A 21,007-nucleotide genomic window follows, 5' to 3' on the forward strand; every position below is an offset into this window, starting at 1 on the left:
TTTAGCTACCTTGCTGCAGCAGTCTGGAGACAAAAGAATCGATCTGATTAATATTGTCTGAGATCATCAACACTTCACCTTCGGCGAGATGCTGTTCTAATTTTTCACACAGTTGCTTACCCGGCGTCAGGTTAAGCATGGCGAACACTCCCTTGAGCCGATGTGCTGTCTGGGAAAGCGATGTAAAATCACGACGTTGATTTTCATTATACAGTTTCTCTATATCTTCCGGTACTGTATCGACGAAAAGCGGGTAGTAATCGCTGGCGAGCAGCTGTCTGAGATAGGCGTCGATTTCGTCGCCGCCGGTACCGGAATCTGGATGGCCCTGAGTTGACTCACTCGGGACATGAGGATGCACGAGGGAAGATGCCTGTTCGGCCTCTTCGAGCAGCTGCTGTTCAATGAGCTGCAACGTCGCATCGATAAGTGCACTGCCGATGTTGTAATTGGCGCGAATATAACAGTTTTCCAGTTTCTGGAAGCCCATTTCGTCGCTGGTCAGCAGTAGCGTATATTTGTCACTGTTCTGCGCATTGTCGGTCAGCAAGACGTCATATTCCCGCGTCGGCTGACGTTCGTCGGCCACAATGCAGATAGCGCCGTAACCACTCATCACGCGCGTGACGATGCTGCGCACTTCGTCGGCGGTAATATCGAGCAGCACGGTGACATCTTCCAGCAACCCCTCATCTGCCGTCTCGATTTCAGCGGCTTCGTGCGTCTGCCTGATGCGCACGGTATAACGGGTGCCGATATCGACCTTGCTGCGAATCTCCAACTGACCGCCGAGCTTTTTGCACAGCTGATTGCACAGATAGAAGGTCAGACCCGACCCATGATTGAAGCGGTCAACCAGCGTCTGGCTCAGGAACGGGTAGTTGAGGTTACTGAGTTCTTCTTTCGACAAACCGCTGCCGGTGTCGGTGAGATGGAACAACAGTTGGCCCGGCTGTTCGGGGTCCTGCTCGCTGGTCAGCGTAATCTTGCCGAGCGAGGTCGCAACGATGGCGTAGTCGACCAGCAGCGCGAGGATTTTCTTCACGGCCTGCGGGTCACCCACAAAGTTATCCAGCGGATTCAGCTGGAAATGGTTGAGCAGCACTAAGCCTTTCTGATTGATTTTCGGCAACGCGTCGAGCAACAGCTCATCGATCAGCGCCGACAGCGAATAACGCTGCTGCGACGGCTGCCAATCCTGCGTTTCGAGACGCGTGAGCAGGGTGATATTGTCGACCAGCGTCAGCACGTTGCGCGATTCGCCTTGCAGTGCCTTCTCGATCGCGATACGTTCGTCGCCCGCTTCGGGCAGGGTCAGCTTGTCGGCCAGCTCTTTCAGTTCGATCAACGGTTGATGCAGCTCGATGCCAAGGTTGTGCAGCATCAGTTTACGCGCCTGCAAATTCTTGTCGTACTCGCGGCGTGCCTGTTGCAGCGTCTTGTTGACCATCGCTTCGCGGTCCTGATCGTGCATCAGGAACAGGAAGGTTTCAGGCGCTATCTGGCTGCGCACCATTCTGATTTCATAAACTTCGTTGTTGACCGTCGCCTGAATCACGCCGTGGTGGTTTCTTCGGCCATATTGGCGATTTTATCCAGGCTCAGGTGCGGCAGGAGTTGCTCGGCAATCTTGTTGCTCACCACCACGCTGTGGCTGCTGAAGTTGTAAATCAGCAGGCCGACGGAAAGGTTGGCGATAATCTCCTGATTCAGCGCCTGCTGGGTGTGCAACTGATGAGCCAGATTTTCGCTCGGGCGGATATATTTATGGCGGATCAGATAGATGCCCGCCATTGCCATGCCCAGCAGAATCAGGTTGATAAGGATAAGCCAGAAGTTGTTGTGGGTAAGATCCAGAGCCAGAGAAATGACCGGAATACGGTAGGACAGATTCAACGGCGAGTTGCTGAGCGGGGCAGAGAGGTAAATTGACCAGCCCTGCAAGGTAATGGTGCTGCCCGCGTTGGGATCCTGCGGCGCATCGCCCTCGTTGACCGTGTCATTGTTGCTGGTCAGCTCGAAGTTGTCGCGCGCCATGCTGAGCGGAATAAGGTCACTCATCGGCAGATCGAAGGCGATGACGGTGGCGAGATTGCCCGGATTGTTAAAGGTGGTGCGCAGCGAGAAGAAAGCGTCGCTGGCGTTGCGCGACCTGCGCAGATTGGAGTAGCTCTCGCGTTCGTCGAGCGTATTGGCCTGTTGCAGCATCTCGGCACGACGAGCCTGCAATCCGGCGTAGAAATAGTTCTCTTTCAGCCGCGAATCCTGCTGTTGCAGGGCTTGCGTCGTTATCAGCATCAGGCTGTTGTCTTGCCCATTCAGATAATACATCGAGTAGGGCTGGTTTTTCGCGCCCCACTGGTCGTCGAGGAAATCCGAAATCTTCAGGGTCAGGTCAAGCGTGGCGGCATCGTGCGTGCCGTAAATCAGGGCATCGGTCTTTTGGCGTGGCTTGTTGATAAAGAACATGTCCTGACGCAGTTTGACTTCCTGCACATTGGCAGGGATTTGCGCCAGCGGTTGACCATTGAAGTTGTCGTAAATCTGATAGGTCAAATAACGGTAATGATCGATGCGTTTTTGCAGACGATCGGCAGTGTATTGCAACGTGCGCAGCTTGTCGTTGAGATAGGCATTGGTGTAGTTGTAGCCATAGAGACCAAGCCCCATTGCCAGCAGCAAAATGAAGATCCAGAAAAATCGCGTAATATTGGTCGACGTTAGCGATAAATATTTACTTGGCATGGTGGTGAGGCTTTTCCTTGTTTAGCGCGTCACGGCGCGGGCGCTGGCAGTTACCAGCAGCAGCAATACTGCAACGCAGCCCAATGCAAACGACAAATCACTGAGTTGTGCAATGAATCCGACCAGTGCCGGACCCGCAAGAATACCGGCATAGCCGAGTGTGGTCACGGAGGCAATCGCCAGATTGGCGGGCATGGCGGTTTGATTTCCGGCCGCGCTGAACATGATGGGCACCAGATTTGCCGCGCCCATGCCGACCATAACAAAACCGATAGCCAACGCATAGAGGTTGTCTATGCCTACGGCCAGCAGCAACCCGAGCGAGGCGGCGAGACTGCCAACCAGCAGCACTTTGAAGCGGCCAAAATAGTTGACGGTTCTGTCACCGGTGAGACGGCCAATCGTCATCGCCACCGCAAACAGGGTATAACCGAGCCCGGCGTGATCCGGATTGACGCCTCGTGCTTCGGTCAGGAACCAGCGCGCTCCAGTCGAGCATTGCACCTTCCGATAAAAACATCACGAAACACAGTAACCCAAGAAAGATAACCCAGCCGCGCGGCATGACCAGCATGGGCTCGCCGCTTTTGCGCCGCGTATCCTGCCAGAAATCCTTGCTTATCCGCAGCAGCGACACAAGCACCAGGGCGATTACCACCAGACTGGCAATCAGGGGCGACAGATTCAGCGTCAGCATGCCGCTGACTGCCAACGCGCCAAGAATACAGCCGATACTGAAAAAGCCGTGGAAGCCCGACATCATCGCACGGCCGCTGGCTTTTTCGACCACTACGGCGTGCACATTCATGGCCACGTCAACCATGCCAATCGACATGCCGAATACCAGCAGCGCCAGCGCCATGCCGATCGGCGTGTTCATCAGGGTCAGCAGCGGTAAATCCAGACACAGGATAACCGTCGCCAGAATAATCACCGGTTTACAGCCGAATCTGCCGGTGAGATAGCCGGTCAGCGGCATGGAGAAGGTCGAGCCTGCGCCGAGACACAACAGCAGCAAACCCAACGTACCGGCGCTGATATCGAGACGCAGCTTGACGAATGGCACCAGCGGCGCCCAGGCGGACATGGCAAAACCCGAAAGCAGGAAGATTATCCGCGTTGCCATTTGCTGCGGGCGGCCGGGCCGGGTTTCGGTACTTGCTTCGGAGACTATCGATTCTGCGGGCATGTGGTCGTCAATCCTTTTTTATAATTCTATGAAATCCATTTGCAGGATATAACGAATACTTATCGATAAAGGGTTAGCTTTCAATAAAAAAAGCCAGTTTTGGTTAAAACTGGCCGCGTATTCTAACAGAAAGGTCAATCGAAGGTTATTTCCTGTCGTCCTAATCTGCCGATGGCGTGTGGTCTTCTTCATCGGGCAGGCGGGGGCGCTGCTTTGACGATACGGCGCGGTGAAATCGGCCCCTTCGACTTTGCGCTTGTCCTGCCATAATCCCATGCGCGCACGCAGCGAGCCTTCAAGCTGGGCGATAGCCTGACGTGCCGCCTCCGACTCGGGATTCAGCTCGAGCACGAAATTCATCAGTTGCCAGGCAATGTATTTGTTCTTTTTGGTGCCGATGCCGTGCATCCACGCCATGCCCAGCGTGTAGGCGGCTTCGAAACGTTCGGGATGGTTGATGTCACCGAGTATGGCGGGCAAGGCAACCTCGACGGCATGGCGCTTGTCGTCTTCGGGACCAAGATCCAGCGCACAGCTGGCGCGGAAATAGTCGGCGGAAGGGTGTCCGGCCTCGGCGGCGCGCTGATACCACTGCATGGCCTGCTCATACTCCACTTCGCCGCCCAGCCCTTCGCGCAGCGCATTGGCACAGCTGAACATCGCCGGTACCAGCCCGGAACGCGCGGCACTCAGCACGCAGTCCAGCGCGTTGCTCTCGTTTTGCAGTGATTCGGGGACATCCTGATGCCAGGCATTGCGATAGAAGAAGAACAGCTCGTAGCTGTGCAAGGCGCTGCCGCGACGGGCCATTTCAGTCATCAGGAAATGCGTGGCGTCGAGATCTTCGTTAATTGCCATATCGTGTGCCAGCACCAGCAAATCCTTGCCGACGCTCTCGACTCTGTGCTGCTGTTTCATCAGCGACCACGCGCGGTCCATCAGCCCTTCGCTCAGCGAGGGGTCGTGTGGCAGGCCATAAAGTCCGTATTGCACGGCGGCTGCGGCGAAGGCGGTCAGCAGCGGATCGTCGGCGCGGTTGATGGCGCGGATCAGCAACGAAGTCAGCACCGGCAGGCCTTCCTGCTCCTCACTCGCCAGCACGGCGCGTGAAATAAAGAGTGCGGCAAAGCGGCCGGGCATTGCCTCGGAAGAGACGGCAAACAGTTGGGCATACACGTCAAGACCGGCCTTGTCGTTGTCCTGCCAGTAGGCGACGCAGGTGCCGGCAAGATTCAACAGGGCAATGCGCGTTGCGGGTTCAAGGGATTGGGCGAGCAGGGCGTCAAGCCGTTGCTGCAACTGTTCGGCGCGGGGCGAGTCGCGGTCGGCAATTTCCCCGGCCAGCGCGTCGAGAAGGGCATGGGCGCGAAACTGGTTGCGTTCTTCCTCGGTAAACTCGGCACAGAGCGGTCCGTCGATAATCTGATTTTGCTGTTCGTCACCGCCGCCCCAGTAGCTTGAGTGAAACTGCAAATAAGACTCCATGCTGCCCACATCGCTGTGACGCACGGACATCGCCATACGCAGCCAGTAATCCAGCGGCTCTTCGTCAGGACGTCGGGTGTGTTGCAGCGCCGCAGGCAGTTGCTGCGGCCAGTGAGTCGCCGGACTCACGCCCAACGCGTAAAGGTAGGCCGCGCCTTCCTGCCACACGGGGCTGTTTTGAATATTGAACTGCTCGTGCAGCGGCTTGGGCTGCTCACCGGCAAACAGGGCGCGTAACCAGTAAGGTTCGCCGAAGCCGCCACCGAGATTCATCATGTGTCGGAATGCGTGAGTAGGACGGGGATGGCAGGCGATGGCATTGAGGAACGCGAGCACGGCGTAGTCGCAGCACAGTTGCGCGCCGAGCCACTGGCTGTCTTCTACTTCATGTTCAGGCCCGTTGCCACGCCGGATAACCCAGGCCTGCTCATGCCAGAACATGCCCAGCAAACAGTGGACGTGGTAGCTGGTAGGGCATTGCTGCACCCAGCTGCCCAGAATTTCCAGCCGTTGCAACGGGCCGTCGTCCTTGGCGAACCAGGGTATCGGGATGCATGATCAGACCATAGGCATTATCTGCCTCGCTCTGATTTTGCCAACCGCGCATCTGTGACAACAGCCACTCGTCGAGTTTGAGAAAACGGCGGGTTGCCAACAGCATTTGGGCCTTGGCGATGTTGTCTGGGTTGTCCGGTTGTTGCATGCGATTCCTTTGACCTGATCGATAGTCGAAATGTGCCAGTGTAGCGACCCTCGAAGCTCGCCACAGCGGGATTGCTCTTATAGTAACGGAATCTGCCGCCACCTTCTTGCCTAACTGTGGGGAGAGTAGGCAGAGATAACACAAATTAATGTCTGCGCTTTACCTAGTGACTATTAACAAAACCCTGTTCATTGCAGGTGATTATTTGCAGCGTTATTGCCGGAAATACAGCGAACAGATCTTTAATTAGGAGGGTGAAATAATCAGGCGTTGGGTGAATTATCACCAATAATAAGCAGCGTTAATGAGAAACGATTTTTTCAGGCATTAAAGCAGAGAATGGGAAGCAAAAAAACCGGCCAAAAGGCCGGCTGTTGATTCCGAAAACAGGGGATAATGAAGGTAATAAATAACAAATAATGATGATAGCAGGAGAGATTATAGGGTATTTAACGATTATTGATTTATCATTGAGTGCGTTTTCTCTATTTATCAACTCTATGAAAAGTAATGTTTTTTTCAATACTTGTCACAAAGTGCCTTATTATCTGTGCTTACAATACCGCTTTTTAGTTAGGTGTGTTAACTTTTTGTTACATCTATTTATAATTATGAAACATTATCGCGAATTCAGTATCATTTTCTTTCTGGATTAATAAATTCCATATCCCGAGAATAGGGCTGCTTGTCGGGCATAACAAATTTTAAACATTCGTAAATTTTTAATCCAGTGGCTGCGGCTCGACATCTTAATGAGGATAGACAAATGAAACTTCGCGTTCTTTCACTTCTGGTTCCCGCGTTAATGCTGGCAGGAACCGCAAGTGCGGCAGAGATCTATAATAAAGATGGCAATAAATTAGACCTGCTGGGGAAAATCGACGCCGAGCACTATTTTTCAAATGACGATGGCGTCGATGGCGATCAGTCTTATTTGCGTTTCGGTTTTGACGGCCAGACTCAGATAAGCGACCAGCTGACCGGCTATGGTCAGTGGGAATATCAGGCCGCCCTGAATACCTCCGAAGCCGAAGGCACCGCCGACAGCTATACCCGTGTAGGTTTCGCCGGTCTTAAATTTGGCAACAGCGGTTCACTGGATTATGGCCGCAACTATGGCGTGATGTATGACATCGGCTCATGGACCGACGTCCTGCCCGAGTTTGGCGGCGATACCTATGGCGCCGACAACTTTATGGCCCAGCGCGGCAACGGCATGCTGACCTACCGCAACAACGATTTCTTCGGGCTGATCGACGGCTTGAGCTTCGCGTTGCAGTATCAGGGTAAAAACGACAATCCGGGCGGTGAAGCATCCGGTCGTTCCGTACAGGCGGAAAACGGTGACGGTTATGGCCTGTCCGCCACCTATGCGCTGGGCTGGGGCATCAGTGCCGCTGCGGCCTACAGCAGCTCTGACCGTACCAATGCCCAGAACCAGCTGGAATACGGACGCGGCGACAAGGCGCAGGCCGTCAGCGGGGTCTGAAATATGACGCCAATAATGTTTATCTGGCCGCCATGTACACCCATACCGAAAACATGACCCGCATCGGTTCTTCCGATGACGATATCGACGGGTTCGCCAACAAGGCCGACAACTTCGAAGCCGTAGCACAGTATCAGTTCGACAGCGGCCTGCGTCCTTCACTGGCCTACCTGCAATCTCGCGGTAAAGACATTGAGCGTTATGGCGATCAGGACATTGAAAAATACATCGATGTCGGAGCGACCTACTACTTCAACAAAAATATGTCGACCTTCGTGGATTACAAAATCAACCTGATGGACGACAGCGATTTCACCCGCGCGGCCGGTATTTCTACCGACGACATCGTGGCGCTGGGTCTGGTCTACCAGTTCTAGACCGTCTTTCAGACACCGATTTCGGACACAGAACAGAAAAACGCGGCCTTGGCTGCGTTTTTTTGTGGGCGCTTGCTAGGATGAAAGAACAACTTTTCAAGAGGACACAGGATGAATCAGCCTTCAGAAACTTTCGTTAAAAAACCGCTTCCTCCTTTCACGCGCGAGAGCGCGATTGAAAAAGTGCGACTGGCCGAAGATGCCTGGAACAGCCGCGACCCGCTACGCGTCAGTCAGGTCTATTCCGCCGATACCCGCTGGCGTAATCGCAGCGAGTTCGTTACAGGACAGGAGGGCGTCATCGCTTTTCTTCAGCGCAAGTGGGCAAAAGAGCTGGATTATCGCCTTATCAAGGAGCTTTGGGCCTTCGACGGGGCGCGCATCGCCGTACGCTTTGCCTATGAGTGGCACGATGATTCCGGCAACTGGTTCCGCAGTTTCGGCAATGAAAACTGGGCATTCAATGCGCAGGGCCTGATGTTTGCGCGCCATGCCTGTATCAACGACTTGCCGATTCCCGAAGCCGACCGCGCATTCCATTGGCCGCTGGGGCGTCGACCCGACGATCATCCGGGCCTCGGCGAATTGGGTTTCTAGTCAGGCAGATTTTTGCTGCATGAGATGCAGTGGCGGCGCGACATCGAGTTTGATGTCCGGATTTTGGCGGAATTCGTAAGGCGTGATGTTAAAGCGCTTGCGGAACATATAGGTAAAGTGTGACTGCGAGCCGAAGCCAAAATCCATCGCAATATCAAAAATCGACGAGTCACTGCTGCTCAACTGATACACCGCGCTTGCCAGACGGCGTTCGCGAATGTATTTGCCAAGGGAGATGCCGGTCGACTCCTTGAAGAGTTTTTGCATATGCCAAAGCGAGTAGCCGGAATATTCCGCCAGCTCCTCAAGATGGATAACTCTTCCCAAATGGCCTTCAATCCATTTGCTGAGTGCGTTGACGACAGTAAGGTGGATGTCTTGTGCCATAGCCTGTCAGTAATTAGTTTCGATAAGTTGATTATACACAAATTCACCGTGAAGGCGGACACGGCGAGTCAGTTGCATGGCGAGGTGTCAGACAAAGCAGACGTTTACCGTTGAAGGCGGCGTGTTTTTTACCCCCACGGACCGCTGCCGCGCATGTTCAATGCGATGACCAGCAGGCAGACGGCGAGGAAAAACAGCGCAACAATAAATAGCCTTTTCATAGAGGTAGGGGTTTTCAATCGAGTGTAGAGAATTTGAAAAAGGTACAAAATTTCGCGGCATAAATCCAGTCGCCCGCCGCGAAATCCTGCTGTTTTTACCGTTATTTACCCGCCTTGCCTACAGCGCGCCTTTTTCCTTGAGCTTCACGGCCTTGCTGCTTGAGGCAACGGTCGTTGGCGGCGTTTCCGGTACCAGCGCATCCGGCGCAATATTCATGTGATTCAATACCTGACCCATGATATCGCCGAAGATAGGCCCCGCAACCGATCCCCCGAAGTGACGACCCGCCTGCGGATTGTTGACCATGACCACCAGCGCGACGCGGGGATTACTGGCGGGCGCAACGCCTGCCGTATAGTTGATGTAACCGCCGTCGTACTTGCCGCTCGGCCCCATTTTCTCGGCCGTACCGGTTTTAATCGCCAGTCGATAACCCGGCACGGCGGCGCTCAGACCACTGCCGCCCGGCAAGGCATCGCTTTCCATCATATGGACGACGGTTTCCACCACGTTTTTATCCATCACGCGGGTGCCCATCACAGGCGGCGTTACCTTGGTAATCGAAAGCGGACGATAAATCCCGAACGAGCCGATGGTGGCGTATTCGCGGGCGATTTGCAGCGGCGTAACGCGCAGACCGTAGCCAAAGGCAAAGGTGGCCCGTTCGATGTCGGCCCAGCGCTCACGATGCAGCGGGAAATAGCCCGAGCTTTCGCCGCCTATGCCAAGGTCGGTAGGCTTGCCCAGTCCGAAGGCATGGTATTGATCCACCAGCACCTGCGCAGGCATGGCAAGCGCGATGTGCGACACGCCGATGTCACTGGACTTTTGCAGCACACCCGTGATGGTCAGCGCCGATTCATGGCCGACGTCGCGGATCAGGTGACCGTTTACCGTATAGGGGCGGGTGTCCAGCACCGTGTCAGGACGGATAATACGGTGTCCCAGACCGGACATGACGACCAGCGGTTTTACCGTCGAACCCGGCTCGAAGCTGTCGCTGATGGCGACGTTACGCATGTCTTTCGGCTTCACACCCGCATAATTGTTTGGGTTGAAGGAAGGGTAGGAGGCCATGCCGAGCACTTCGCCGGTATTCACATCGACCATCACCGCCGCGCCCGAATCCGCCTGGTTCAGCATCACGCCTTTTCGCAGCGCGGCATACACCACATACTGGATATAGCTGTCGATGCTCAGATTGACCGTGGGTGGCTGCTGCGGCGGTACGTCTTTCAAAATGCCGACGACATTACCGTGGCCATCCTGACGATATTCGCGCATACCGGGCTTGCCTTCGAGCAGGGTATTGAAACCGCGCTCGATGCCGGTGAGTCCTTCATTGTCGGTTCCGACCACGCCGACCAGATTGGCCGAAGCCTCGCTCATCGGGTAGTAGCGGCTGTCGTCGTGCTGGAGAATGATGCCGCCAAGGTGCAGTTCGCCGATGTCCTTGGCGATGCCCTGTTCAATTTTTCTGCCGAGGAACACGAAGCGACGTTTAGGATCGCTTGTGATAATTTGCTGCAACTGCGACAGTGGCATGTCGAGTGCCGACGCCAGATATTGCCATTTCGGGCTATTGAGATCGCTGTGCAGCTGTTCTATACGGAATGGGTCGGCAATAACGTCTTTGGACGCCACGCTCAGTGCAAGAGGATGACCGTTGCGGTCGACAATGGTGCCGCGATCGGCGGGAATGATTTGGGTGCGCAGGGAGCGCTGGTCTGCCTGTCGCTCAAGCATAGGCCGATTCAGCAGCTGCAAATAGCCGACTCGGCCCAGCAGCAGCGCCATGCAGACGACAATCCCTAAGCAAATCAACGCAAAACGCTTGGAATAAAAATGAGGTTGGGCGCTGTTTTTCTTGGGATTTGGCATCGATTACTTCGCAAAGTCATTAAAATATTTTATCTTCTGCGGCTATCTTATAATAAGCAGTCGCAGTGATATGTTTATTTCAATTGCGCTTTGTAAGTAAATAAGAACAGATTACTCGTGAGACAGCCACTCGTCTGCTTCATCAAACATTTCTTCAAGCATTTGATTAAGCTGTGACTTTTCCTGCTTGCTGACGCCGTGTGTGCTGAGGCCGTTGGCCTGCATGGCTTTCACCTTTATTTCTGCGTCTGGAAACATACGATGAACCCGCTTGGTGAGTTCCCGGGTAATCTTTTCACCGGCGTCGGGAATACCCGCCACGTTTCTTTTGTCGTAACTCAGTTCAACCCGCATAGCCGCTCTCTTTTGTTTCTCGATATTGGTTTTTGCCTTTCGCACTGCTGTGCCTTCAAAGGCAACCCAGAGCACTGCGATTTGGCTGGATAAATATACAGTTAATCAGGCGGCGGGCCAAGCAATTATTCTGCGCTTTTTTCAGGGCAGTGCGGGTAGAATCAGGAGGGATCGCGTTTGATAAAACGACCGATCAGACGCCGCAGCCCCATCACCATCAAACCCAGCGCCGAGCCATACAGCCCAAGCTGGATAACCGAACCCGCAAGGCCCAGTTCGGGCGGCATTTCCCCGACACATTGCCGTCGGTAAATCTATGTTCTTCCGGAAACGCCAGAAAATAGACGAACGACAGACTGCCGATGCCGAGAAGAAAACTGCACAGCAGCCAATAGAGCTTTTTCAGCCCCTTTGCACGCACTGCAATACTGGTGGCTGTCCCGAACAGGACAACAACAAAAATAATCGCCAGGATAAGTACTACGACATCCTGCTTCATCGGCTGGGTCTCCCTTGAATCTTTCACTGTCTGCACATTGCCAGTGGGATACTAATCGTCTGAACCCGTGGAGGCAATCGTTAAACAGGAGAACTCTTATTGTTACAGCGATTTAATGGCGATAGGGTAGATACTTAATGACGAAAAGGAGAGCACCATGGGATTTTGGAGAATACTGTTTACCATCATTTTACCTCCGCTGGGTGTTTTACTCGGCAAAGGATTTGGCTGGGCATTTATTATTAATATCATTCTGACTATTTGCGGCTATTTTCCCGGACTTATTCACGGCTTTTGGGTTCAAACCAAAAGTCCTGATAAAAAAAGCCCCTCAGGCATCCATGCCGAGGGGCTTTCTTCATTTTATCAAGGGTCTGTAATACAGGCTTCTTGCAGCGCCTGCATTCACACACTTCTGTTTGCTTAATATACCGTCTTGATGAATTCCAGCAGATCGCCGTTTAGCTTATCCTGATGCGTCAGCGCGAAACCGTGCGGTGCGCCTTCATAGGTTTTCAGCTGTGAGTTCTTGATAAGTTGCGCCGCCAGTTTACCGGTCGCTTCAAACGGGACAACCTGGTCTTCCGTGCCGTGAATGATGAGCGTAGGGACGTCGACTTTCGCCAGGTCGCCGCGAAAATCGGTTTCGGAGAACGCCGTTACACAATCGATAGTGCCTTTCAGCGAAGCCAGCAACGCCACATTCAGCGTCTGCGTCAATGCGCCATCGGACACGCTGAGGCCTTTGTTGAGCCCATAGAACGGCGTCGCGAAATCTTTGATGAACTGGGCGCGGTCTTTGCGCAATCCGTCGCGAATACCTTCAAAGACAGAGGGATCCACGCCTTCGGGATGATCGGCCGTCTTGATGAAAATAGGGGTCACAGCCCCCAGCAAGACCAGGCTGCTGACGCGATCGGTGCCGTAATTGCCGATATAGCGTGCCACGTCGCCGCCGCCCATCGAGAAGCCTACCAGCGTGACATCGTGTAGATCCAGATGCTCAATCAAGCCGTTGATATCGGAAGCAAAAGTGTCGTAGTTGTAGCCTTCCCACGGCTGGTCCGAGCGCCCGAATCCGCGGCGGTCAAAGGCTATTACGCGGTAGCCGCGCTCTGCCAGAAAGTTAAGCTGACTGTCCCACATGTCAGCATCCAGCGGCCAGCCGTGGCTGAACAGAATCGGTTTGCCCGTGCCCCAATCCTTATAATAGATGTTGGTACCGTCTTGTGTTTTGAATAAGCTCATGAGGTTCCCTTATTTATATTCGGTTGTGGACCACGCTGTGGATCCGGATGTCTCTGTCGTCTTGCAATAACACTAGCCTGTGTGAACAAATAAAGATAAGGCAAGATTTTGGATAACTTGTTAAACAAATTTATCAATAGCCGCCTCATCGTCCGGGTATCACCTGGCCAGAGATAAATTATAGACGCCTCTGTAAAGACTGATAAAAATCCCCGTGCTTTCGGAAAAATTCCTGCTGTGAAATCGTGAGACATAGAAACAACCCGCCCGAAAATAGTGGACTTCATTTCGATTTCCCGGCTTTTGAACCACAGTCGCCTGATTAGCCCCCGCATAGAGATGAAATAAATATCCCATATTAAAAAAGTAACCATTATCTTCTGATTTTTCGGTGTCTTACCGTGTCTCTTTGCCCGACGGGAAACCGCAGGTGCTGGCGAAATAGCCCATTATTTCCTATACCTTGATCCTGTCGCAGAATATTTTTTTCATCTCCTCGGAGGGAAGGGTTTTGTCATCTTCAGAACAGCCAGCAGATCGCTCGCAGGAATTATCACCGATTTTTATTCTCTTTCTCGTGTCGGTGGCGGGGATGACGGATGCCTCTTTTTATCTTCACAGCAAAGATCTCCTCGGCGTGTACGTCACCGGCGATACCTCGAAAATGGCGCAGTTTTTACAGAAAGGCGATGTGCAAAAAGTACTGCCGCTGCTTGGCATTATTGCCACCTTTCTGGCCAGCACGACCCTGGCCGCGTGGCTGGGCAATCGACTCGGACGCTATCGCGCACCGCTGCTGCTGTTTGTCGTTGCGCTGTTTATTCTTGCGACCTGGCCTGCAAGCGCACCCGATTACCCTTATGGCGTCGTGCTGTCGCTGGTCGTCGCGATGGGCGTGCTGAACCAGACCTGCAGCAATGAGCCGGGCGTGACGTTTATCACCGGTACGCTGGTCAAACTCGGGCGAGGGTTGGCGGGCGGCGATTTCCGCGAAAGTTTTCCGCTGGCGCTGCGTTGGCTGGTGTGGTTTGCGGCCGCCTTTGTCGGAGCCTTTCTCAATCAGCACGCCGCGCCCTATGCGCTGCCGATTATTGCTATCTGGTGTCTGCTGCTGGCGCTGACCAGCCTGTTTACGCAACGCGTTATCCCGCAGCACGCCGCTTCATCCGACTAACTATTCATCTAACTACCTCGTTACACGAATAACATGGAGAAGAATTATGTCAGATTCGACATCCACCCGATTTTCAAACACTGGACCCGGCACGGCGACCGGCCCGACCTTGCCCGCGGCTGCCAGAAACATCGCGCCTGACCCCATTGATGTCGGGGGCGTAGAGCAGGGCAAAATCACCTTCGAAAACTGGAAAGGGGACGCCGATCGCCCTGAACCCGAGCCACCGGCGATTCTGCCGCCCGGAAAACGTCTCGGCGTGGCGATAATAGGTCTTGGCCGCCTGACGCTGAATCAAATCCTGCCTGCGTTCCGCCAGAGCTTATACGCAAAACCCGTCGCGCTGGTGTCGGATCGTCCGGAAAAAGCCCGCGAAGTGGCAAAACAGTATGGGATCGATGAATCGGCCCTCTACCGTTATGACGACATCGAACGTATGGCGGAAAACAAAGAGATTGACGCCGTCTATGTCGTCACGCCAAACGGTCGCCATCGCGATCACGTGCTGGCGGCGGCAAAAGCGGGTAAACACGTGCTGTGTGAAAAGCCGATGGCCAATAATTCCGCCGAGGCGCGTGAAATGATTGATGCCTGCAGGCAGGCGGGCGTGAAACTGATGATTGCCTATCGCTGCCAGTACGAACTTTTCAACGTCGAGGCGGCGCGACTGACGCAGTCCGGCGAGTTGGGACGTCCGCGAATCATTCATGCCACCAATACCCAGGTACAGGGACCCGGCGAACAGTGGCGAATGCGCGCAGCACTTGCGGGTGGCGGTGCGCTGCCCGATATCGGCCTCTATTGCCTGAACGGCGTGCGCACCATGCTGGGCGAAGATCCGGTTGAAGTTTACGCGCAGATTATCAATCCCGAGGGCGACGCGCGCTATGCGGAAGTCGAAGAGACGATTTCCTATACCCTGCGCTTTCCTTCCGGCGTGATAGCCAACTGTGTGACCAGTTACGGCGCGCATGAGTGCAAAGACATGGAGATTCGTCTCGAAAAAGGCTGGGTATCTCTGGAAAACGCCTTTGCCTATGCCGGGCAGCGTCTGTATGTCGCCGAGCGGCACGGTAGCGGTGAGCAGGTCAACGAGATCCGCATCTCGCCGAAAGATCAGTTTACGCTGGAGATCGATCACTTTGCCGACAGCGTATTAAACAACAAGATTTCGCATACGCCCGGTGAAGAAGGGTTGCAGGATCACCTGCTGATGGAGGCGATTTACCGCTCCGCACGGGAAGGTCTGCCGGTCAAGATAGACCACGACTCTGTGCACAAACCGATTCCGGCCAGCCAGCGCTAGAGTTTTTACTGCTTAATTTCGAGCCCGCCGCGTGCGGGTTTTTTTGTGTCCACAGGATTCAGACGGCATCTCGTCAGTGGCTATCGCGTTAAAAAGTACGACTTCTAGAGCCTCGAAAAGGGCAGCGGTGAAATTCCGGCTGCAATAAAACTGTCACCTCGCGGTGCTAGCGTAAAACGACTACAGGCTAATAGTTTGATAATAAGGGAAAGTTGATGAAAATTCGGTTAACGCTCATTGCGATGACTTTGTTGATGGCACAACAGGCGCAGGCACTCTCATTACCTCAGGCGGCTACGCTTGCAAACGGGACTTCGGCGGCGGCAGAAAGCCAGCCTTTCGACGCGCTTGAGACCCAGATAGTGCAGGCAGAAATTGCCTCGCTGAAAGGGGATGCGGCATCATTGCAGCGTGAACAGCTGGAAAAGGCAAAGCAGACGGATAAGCAGGCCGATCGCGCCTGGTTGAAGGCCAGCGGCTATGATTTCCAGACCAAAGCCAATCAGCAGGCGGGCATCGCGCTGCTCTCGGGCTTCAGTACGCTGCCGGATTCCGTCTTGAAAGCCAATATGCAAACCGTAACGGATATCAATCGGGATGCGATGCAGGGAACGCGACAAAAAGCGCTGGCCGATGCCGAAGGGCAAAGCTATCTCTATTTTCTGGCTGACGCCCTGGGACCGCGTCTTGGCAAGGCTTTCCTGAGCGCCTATGACAAAGGCGAAATCGGCAAGGCTGCCGCGCTTATCAAGGCCAGCGAAGTCAGCACCAGTGCGGCGAAAAAGCACTTCAACTATTCACGTCCGTTTCTGATTAAAGGCAACAGCATTCATCTGGTGCCCGACGATACCGTTGTAAAAGACAATCAGCCGTATACCGCCGACGGCGGCTCCTTCCCGAGTGGCCACACCAATACCGGTTATACCGATGCGCTGCTGCTGGCGCAGATGATCCCCGAGCGTTATGACGCGCTGGTGGAGCGCGGGGCGCGTTACGGCTATTCACGCATCGTGCTGGGCGTGCATTATCCGCTGGATATCATGGGTTCGCGGATGCTTGCCCAGCGTAACGTGGCGCATTATTTGAATGACCCGCGCTATCAGGCACTGTTCAAAGAGGCCAGCGACCAACTGCGCGCTGCGCTTGAGAAAGAGTGCGGGACATCGCTTGCCGAATGTGCAAAATCCGCCGGAAAAGATGACCCTTATCGCGCTGCGAACATAGAGGATTTCTACCGGTTCGCCATGAACTACAACCTGCCGAAACAGCCGGAAAAAGCTGAACGCATTACCGTTCCCGAAGGGGCGGAAGTGTTGCTGCAGACCGCGCTGCCTAACCTGTCTGCCGCGAAGCGCCGTCAGTTGATGATAGACAGCGCCGGGCCGGCCGGTTATCCCCTGTCGGGTTCCACCCCGGAGCAGGCTTTCTGGCAACGCCTCGACCTGCCTGCGGCATTCGCGATGGCGAAACATAACCGCTGATAAAAAAGTTCGGAAAAAAATAAAAAAAGACCGCCAGGGGGCGGTCTTTTTTTATTTCTTAATAAAGTAAGTTTCATGGTTTTATTCGGAAAAACGTACATCTGTTACTTTCAATTTTGCGAGGCCAACAGGGCTGCTGTCATTCGATAAAATCGTTTTTTAATATATCCCTTTCTCATAGATTCCTAGCATAAGCATGGCTCGAGTTATTTTAAGGCCAAAATGAACTTACAGGAGTAGGTCAAAAAACCTTTGTAAAATAATAACTCGGTAGGCAAGGAGAAATAATAGGCAAGCAGTGTTGACGGTTGCTCACACTGCGCTTATGCTAGGTTGATGGAGACAGATGAAAAGTCATCCGAATAAACATATTCAGTCAGCATTGGACTATGCAGTAAAACAAGGCTGGATCATCGTAAAAGCTGGAAAATCTTCCCACACTTTTTGCAAAATTAGATGTGGTATTTCTGGGCATACCGAGCACATGAAAAGTATTTGGTCTACGCCCCGCAATCCTGAGAATTTCGCCAGACAAATAAGGCAAAAGATCGATGACTGTTTTTCTTCGCCCAAGAATTAAATATTTATAATTTATTCGCAGGAAATTAATTTATTTCCTTTCCCATTACAATCCGCCAGAGAGCAACGGATGAAATGCTACAATTTCACATTGACAATATCAGGTATCAACCTGGATACAGAAGGGCATGAAGACGCCTTGTTCGAGGCCGGGTGTGATGATGCCATGCTCAGCTATTATGGCAAGGCACTCTATTTAGAATTCGAACGAGAAGCGGTATCTCTAAACGACGCTATTGCTACAGCCATAAGAGATATTGAAAGAGCAGGCATTGGTGCGCGAGTGGAATCTGTTGATTCTACCCTGGTCGGCTTAAGTGATATTGCCGAGTTATCAGACTTGTCGCGGCAGGCCATCACCATGTTAAAAGACGGATCACGCGGGCGGGGTGATTTTCCAAATCCAATACAGCGTATTACAGGGCAATCGCCGCTATGGGATTGGGCAGAGGTAGCACAATGGCTTGAAAGCTGTGGACGAATTGCCGCTGAATCCGGGTTGGTTGCCAACGCCAAAGAGCTGAATATCTGGAATCTTGCTCTGCGTATAAGAGCCTCCAGTGAGAAGGAGAAAATCACGCAGCGCGTGCATTTACTAGAGCATCCCGAGGAAAAACGATGTCAGAGAGCTTAACGCAAGGTGTCACTCTCCATACACCCCCCATTCTGCATCTCTTATGCGGGAAAATCGCTTCCGGCAAGTCTACGCTGGCGGCGCAGCTGGGTACGCAGGCGAGCACAGTGGTAATCAACGAAGACCGCTGGCTGGCGCAGTTGTACGGCGATGAAATGCAGTCCGTGGCCGATTATGTGCGCTGTGCCGAAAAGCTCAGAAACGCCATGAAACCGCATCTCGTTACCCTGTTGACGGCGGGAGTGTCGATTGTGCTGGATTTCCCGGCGAATACGCTTGCGAATCGCGAATGGATGATGAGCATCATCAACGCCACGGGGGTCGACAATCGGCTGCATTATCTCAACGTGCCCGACGACGTCTGCAAAGCACGACTTCGTGCCAGAAATCAGGTCGGCGAGCACGATTTTTCGGCAACCGATGCCCAGTTTGATCTCATCACCGGCTATTTTGTCGAGCCGCAGGAAGCGGAAGGTTTCACGCTGGTTGTACACGAATAAGTCGATTGAACCGCTAACGACATCAAACGGATAGAATTTTTTTAACTCATACGGGTGTCTTAAGCGACAAAAATATTCTTAATCCTCTCTCATTACGTGGATTTGCATGTGGTTTCATCCATGCGTAAACCCCTATGAATACCCTTTTATTTTCAATGAGGTGAGGGCGCATCTTTGCCTGCACTCGCGGCAGAAATGTCGCGCCGCCTTTTTTGCACGACATACCTGCCTTACACCTCTTTGCCCTCTTCCTGCCGCATTTCCCCTTGGCGGGTGGCCTTCACAAAATCTGTATGTCGTGCTTATACTGTATAAATAACCAGTATAACATGGAGGCCCCTTATGAACCTTTCACGCCCGGCGATTTCGCCCATTGAGCTTACGATTCCTCTTTTTCAAGATAGAGTGCCTGCGGGCTTTCCCAGTCCAGCGCAGGACTATATTGAAAAAGGTATAGATTTAAACAAGTTATGTATATCTCATCCCGCCGCCACTTACTTTGTCATGGCAACCGGCCTGTCGATGATGGACGCCGGGATTTATGAAGGGTCGATGCTGGTGGTAGACCGCAGCCTGCAGGCAAAACACGGCGACATCGTGATAGCCTCGATTGCGGGCGAATACACCGTCAAACGGCTATGCACTCATCCCGTCGTCAAACTCGAACCGATGAATCCCAACTTCCCTCCGATACTCCTTCACGATGGCGGCGATGAGCTTGAACTTTTTGGCGTCGTCACCTTCAGTATCAATGGATTCCAGTAATGTTTGCCCTGGCGGATGTGAACTCCTTTTACGCCAGCTGCGAGACTGTTTTCCGGCCGGATTTGAAGGGGCGCCCGGTTGTGGTGCTTTCCAATAACGATGGCTGTGTCATTGCGCGCAATAAAGAGGCCAAGGAGGCGGGCATCAAGATGGGTGCGCCCTTTTTTAAGGTACGCGCTGAATGCGAGCAGCATCACGCCGTGATTTTCAGCAGCAATTATGCGCTGTATGCCGATATGTCGCATCGGGTCATGACGGTGCTGGAAGACATTTCCCCTGCGGTCGAAATGTACTCGATTGATGAAGCCTTTCTGAATCTAACCGGCGTCAGCCATTGCCAAGACCTTGAAGAATTTGGGCGCGAGGTCAAAGACAGGGTTTACAAGTGGACCGGCCTAACCATCGGCGTCGGGATTGGTCCGACCAAGACACTGGCAAAACTGGCCAACCACGCCGCCAAGAAGTGGACACAAACGCGAGGTGTAGTAGATATCTCGCCGTTGGTACGCCAGCGCAAACTGATGGCGCTGGTGGCGGTGGAAGAGGTATGGGGTGTTGGCAGGCGGATCGGCAAGCGGCTCAACGGGATGGGAATTACCACGGCGCTTCAGCTTGCCGATGCGCCGACCGGCCTTATTCGCAAGCATTTCAGTGTGGTAATGGAAAGAACGGTGCGTGAACTGCGCGGCGAATCCTGTCTTGAAATGGAGGAGTTTGTGCCGACCAAGCAGCAGATTGTCTGCTCTCGCTCCTTCGGCGACCGCGTGTCGCAATATGAACTGATGCGCGAAGCCATTTGCAGCCATGCTTTTCGCGCCGCCGAAAAGCTTCGCAAAGAGAAACAGTTTTGCCGCCATATTTCCGCGTTTGTGAAAACCAGTCCATTCACCGAAGGTGAAATCTATTACGGAAACACCGCCTCAACACGGATTCAAACCCCGACGCAGGACACGCGCGACATCATCGCTGCCGCCACCCGGTGCCTGGACGCGATTTGGCAGGAGGGTCATCGTTTTCAGAAATGCGGCGTAATGCTGGGAGATTTTTACAGCAAGGGCGTCGCTCAACTCAATCTGTTTGATGAATATCAGCCGCGAGCCAAGAGTGAGCAATTGATGGCCGTTCTGGATGAGATACATGAAAAAGGCACCGGCCGTGTCTGGTTTGCAGGGCAGGGTATCGAAAGAAGCTGGGAGATGAAACGCGAGATGCTGTCACCGGCCTACACCACGCGCTTTGAAGATTTAATGCGGGTCAAACTGTGATTCGGCTTGCAGCACGTCGGCAGGCGCACGCCTTTCACAGGTTATCGCCCGGTTAACGGTAACGGATTCGGGCGCCTCTTCGCTGGACAGGGCAACGTGGGTGAAGCCAGATTAAGGCCGATTTAAT

General features: G+C 53.4%; 15 protein-coding genes and 4 pseudogenes. 10 read left to right on the forward strand and 9 right to left on the reverse strand.

Going from position 1 to position 21,007, the window contains the following annotated elements:
• Position 1: 1 nt before the first annotated feature.
• From rcsD to O1V66_RS02295, 4 genes and pseudogenes are all read right to left on the reverse strand, one after another.
• Positions 2-2,745 (reverse strand): annotated as a pseudogene (gene rcsD / locus O1V66_RS02280) (phosphotransferase RcsD).
• A gap of 21 nt (positions 2,746-2,766) precedes the next feature.
• Positions 2,767-3,934 (reverse strand): annotated as a pseudogene (locus O1V66_RS02285) (MFS transporter).
• Between the two features lie 18 nt (positions 3,935-3,952).
• Positions 3,953-5,935: a DUF4034 domain-containing protein gene (locus O1V66_RS02290; RefSeq protein ID WP_269128057.1), complete on the reverse strand. Its 1,983-nt coding sequence runs from the start codon at positions 5,933-5,935 to the stop codon at positions 3,953-3,955.
• Positions 5,847-6,122, reverse strand: a complete 276-nt coding sequence (locus O1V66_RS02295; RefSeq protein WP_269128058.1) for a DUF4034 domain-containing protein — start codon at positions 6,120-6,122, stop codon at positions 5,847-5,849. The genes O1V66_RS02290 and O1V66_RS02295 overlap by 89 nt, the downstream gene beginning before the upstream one ends.
• Positions 6,123-6,888: 766 nt before the next feature.
• On the opposite strand from O1V66_RS02295, the pseudogene ompC reads away from it, so the two are divergent.
• Together ompC and O1V66_RS02305 are read left to right on the forward strand one after the other, a co-directional pair.
• Positions 6,889-7,988 (forward strand): annotated as a pseudogene (gene ompC, locus O1V66_RS02300) (porin OmpC).
• A gap of 111 nt (positions 7,989-8,099) precedes the next feature.
• The gene (locus O1V66_RS02305; protein WP_045047347.1) at positions 8,100-8,585 is read left to right on the forward strand and encodes a nuclear transport factor 2 family protein; all 486 of its coding nucleotides are present in this window, start codon (positions 8,100-8,102) and stop codon (positions 8,583-8,585) included.
• Here O1V66_RS02305 and O1V66_RS02310 read toward each other — a convergent pair whose 3' ends face one another.
• The 4 genes from O1V66_RS02310 to O1V66_RS02325 all read right to left on the reverse strand — a co-directional run bounded on the left by O1V66_RS02310 (position 8,586) and on the right by O1V66_RS02325 (position 11,928).
• The gene (locus O1V66_RS02310; protein WP_045047346.1) at positions 8,586-8,972 is read right to left on the reverse strand and encodes a helix-turn-helix domain-containing protein; all 387 of its coding nucleotides are present in this window, start codon (positions 8,970-8,972) and stop codon (positions 8,586-8,588) included.
• 339 nt (positions 8,973-9,311) lie between these two features.
• A complete protein-coding gene (locus O1V66_RS02315) occupies positions 9,312-11,075 on the reverse strand; it encodes a penicillin-binding transpeptidase domain-containing protein (RefSeq protein ID WP_045047345.1) in 1,764 nt (587 codons plus the stop codon).
• A gap of 111 nt (positions 11,076-11,186) precedes the next feature.
• Positions 11,187-11,429 carry a DinI family protein gene (locus O1V66_RS02320; RefSeq protein ID WP_045047344.1) on the reverse strand — a complete coding sequence of 81 codons (243 nt, stop codon included), beginning with the start codon at positions 11,427-11,429 and terminating at the stop codon, positions 11,187-11,189.
• 217 nt (positions 11,430-11,646) lie between these two features.
• A complete protein-coding gene (locus O1V66_RS02325; RefSeq protein ID WP_269128059.1) occupies positions 11,647-11,928 on the reverse strand; it encodes a hypothetical protein in 282 nt (93 codons plus the stop codon).
• Between the two features lie 157 nt (positions 11,929-12,085).
• Here O1V66_RS02325 and O1V66_RS02330 point away from each other — a divergent pair.
• A pseudogene (locus O1V66_RS02330) lies at positions 12,086-12,238 on the forward strand (YqaE/Pmp3 family membrane protein); the annotation flags it as partial.
• Positions 12,239-12,351: 113 nt separating this feature from the next.
• Here the strand turns inward: O1V66_RS02330 and O1V66_RS02335 are convergent.
• Entirely contained in the window at positions 12,352-13,176 is an 825-nt protein-coding gene (locus O1V66_RS02335; RefSeq protein WP_045047341.1) for an alpha/beta fold hydrolase, read from the reverse strand.
• Positions 13,177-13,687: 511 nt separating this feature from the next.
• Between O1V66_RS02335 and O1V66_RS02340 the strand changes: the two genes are divergently transcribed.
• From O1V66_RS02340 to umuC, 7 genes are all read left to right on the forward strand, one after another.
• Positions 13,688-14,350: a YoaK family protein gene (locus O1V66_RS02340; protein ID WP_045047340.1), complete on the forward strand. Its 663-nt coding sequence runs from the start codon at positions 13,688-13,690 to the stop codon at positions 14,348-14,350.
• Between the two features lie 46 nt (positions 14,351-14,396).
• On the forward strand, positions 14,397-15,656 hold the full coding sequence (locus O1V66_RS02345) for a Gfo/Idh/MocA family protein (RefSeq protein WP_082050983.1): 1,260 nt from the start codon (positions 14,397-14,399) through the stop codon (positions 15,654-15,656).
• 215 nt (positions 15,657-15,871) lie between these two features.
• The gene (locus tag O1V66_RS02350) at positions 15,872-17,137 is read left to right on the forward strand and encodes an acid phosphatase (RefSeq protein ID WP_045047339.1); all 1,266 of its coding nucleotides are present in this window, start codon (positions 15,872-15,874) and stop codon (positions 17,135-17,137) included.
• Between the two features lie 649 nt (positions 17,138-17,786).
• On the forward strand, positions 17,787-18,350 hold the full coding sequence (locus tag O1V66_RS02360; RefSeq protein WP_045047338.1) for a helix-turn-helix transcriptional regulator: 564 nt from the start codon (positions 17,787-17,789) through the stop codon (positions 18,348-18,350).
• Positions 18,335-18,850, forward strand: coding sequence for a P-loop nucleotide/nucleoside kinase family protein (locus O1V66_RS02365; protein ID WP_045047337.1), 516 nt, complete (start codon positions 18,335-18,337; stop codon positions 18,848-18,850). The genes O1V66_RS02360 and O1V66_RS02365 overlap by 16 nt, the downstream gene beginning before the upstream one ends.
• Positions 18,851-19,192: 342 nt before the next feature.
• Positions 19,193-19,615, forward strand: coding sequence for a translesion error-prone DNA polymerase V autoproteolytic subunit (gene umuD, locus O1V66_RS02370; RefSeq protein ID WP_045047336.1), 423 nt, complete (start codon positions 19,193-19,195; stop codon positions 19,613-19,615).
• Positions 19,615-20,880 (forward strand): translesion error-prone DNA polymerase V subunit UmuC, encoded by a 1,266-nt coding sequence (gene umuC / locus O1V66_RS02375; RefSeq protein ID WP_045047335.1) that lies wholly within the window; start codon positions 19,615-19,617, stop codon positions 20,878-20,880. Before umuD ends, umuC begins: the two co-directional genes overlap by 1 nt.
• Positions 20,881-21,007: the final 127 nt, after the last annotated feature.

The sequence above is a fragment of the Rouxiella chamberiensis genome (assembly GCF_026967475.1).
In the GTDB taxonomy this organism is placed as follows: Bacteria; Pseudomonadota; Gammaproteobacteria; order Enterobacterales; family Enterobacteriaceae; genus Rouxiella; species Rouxiella chamberiensis.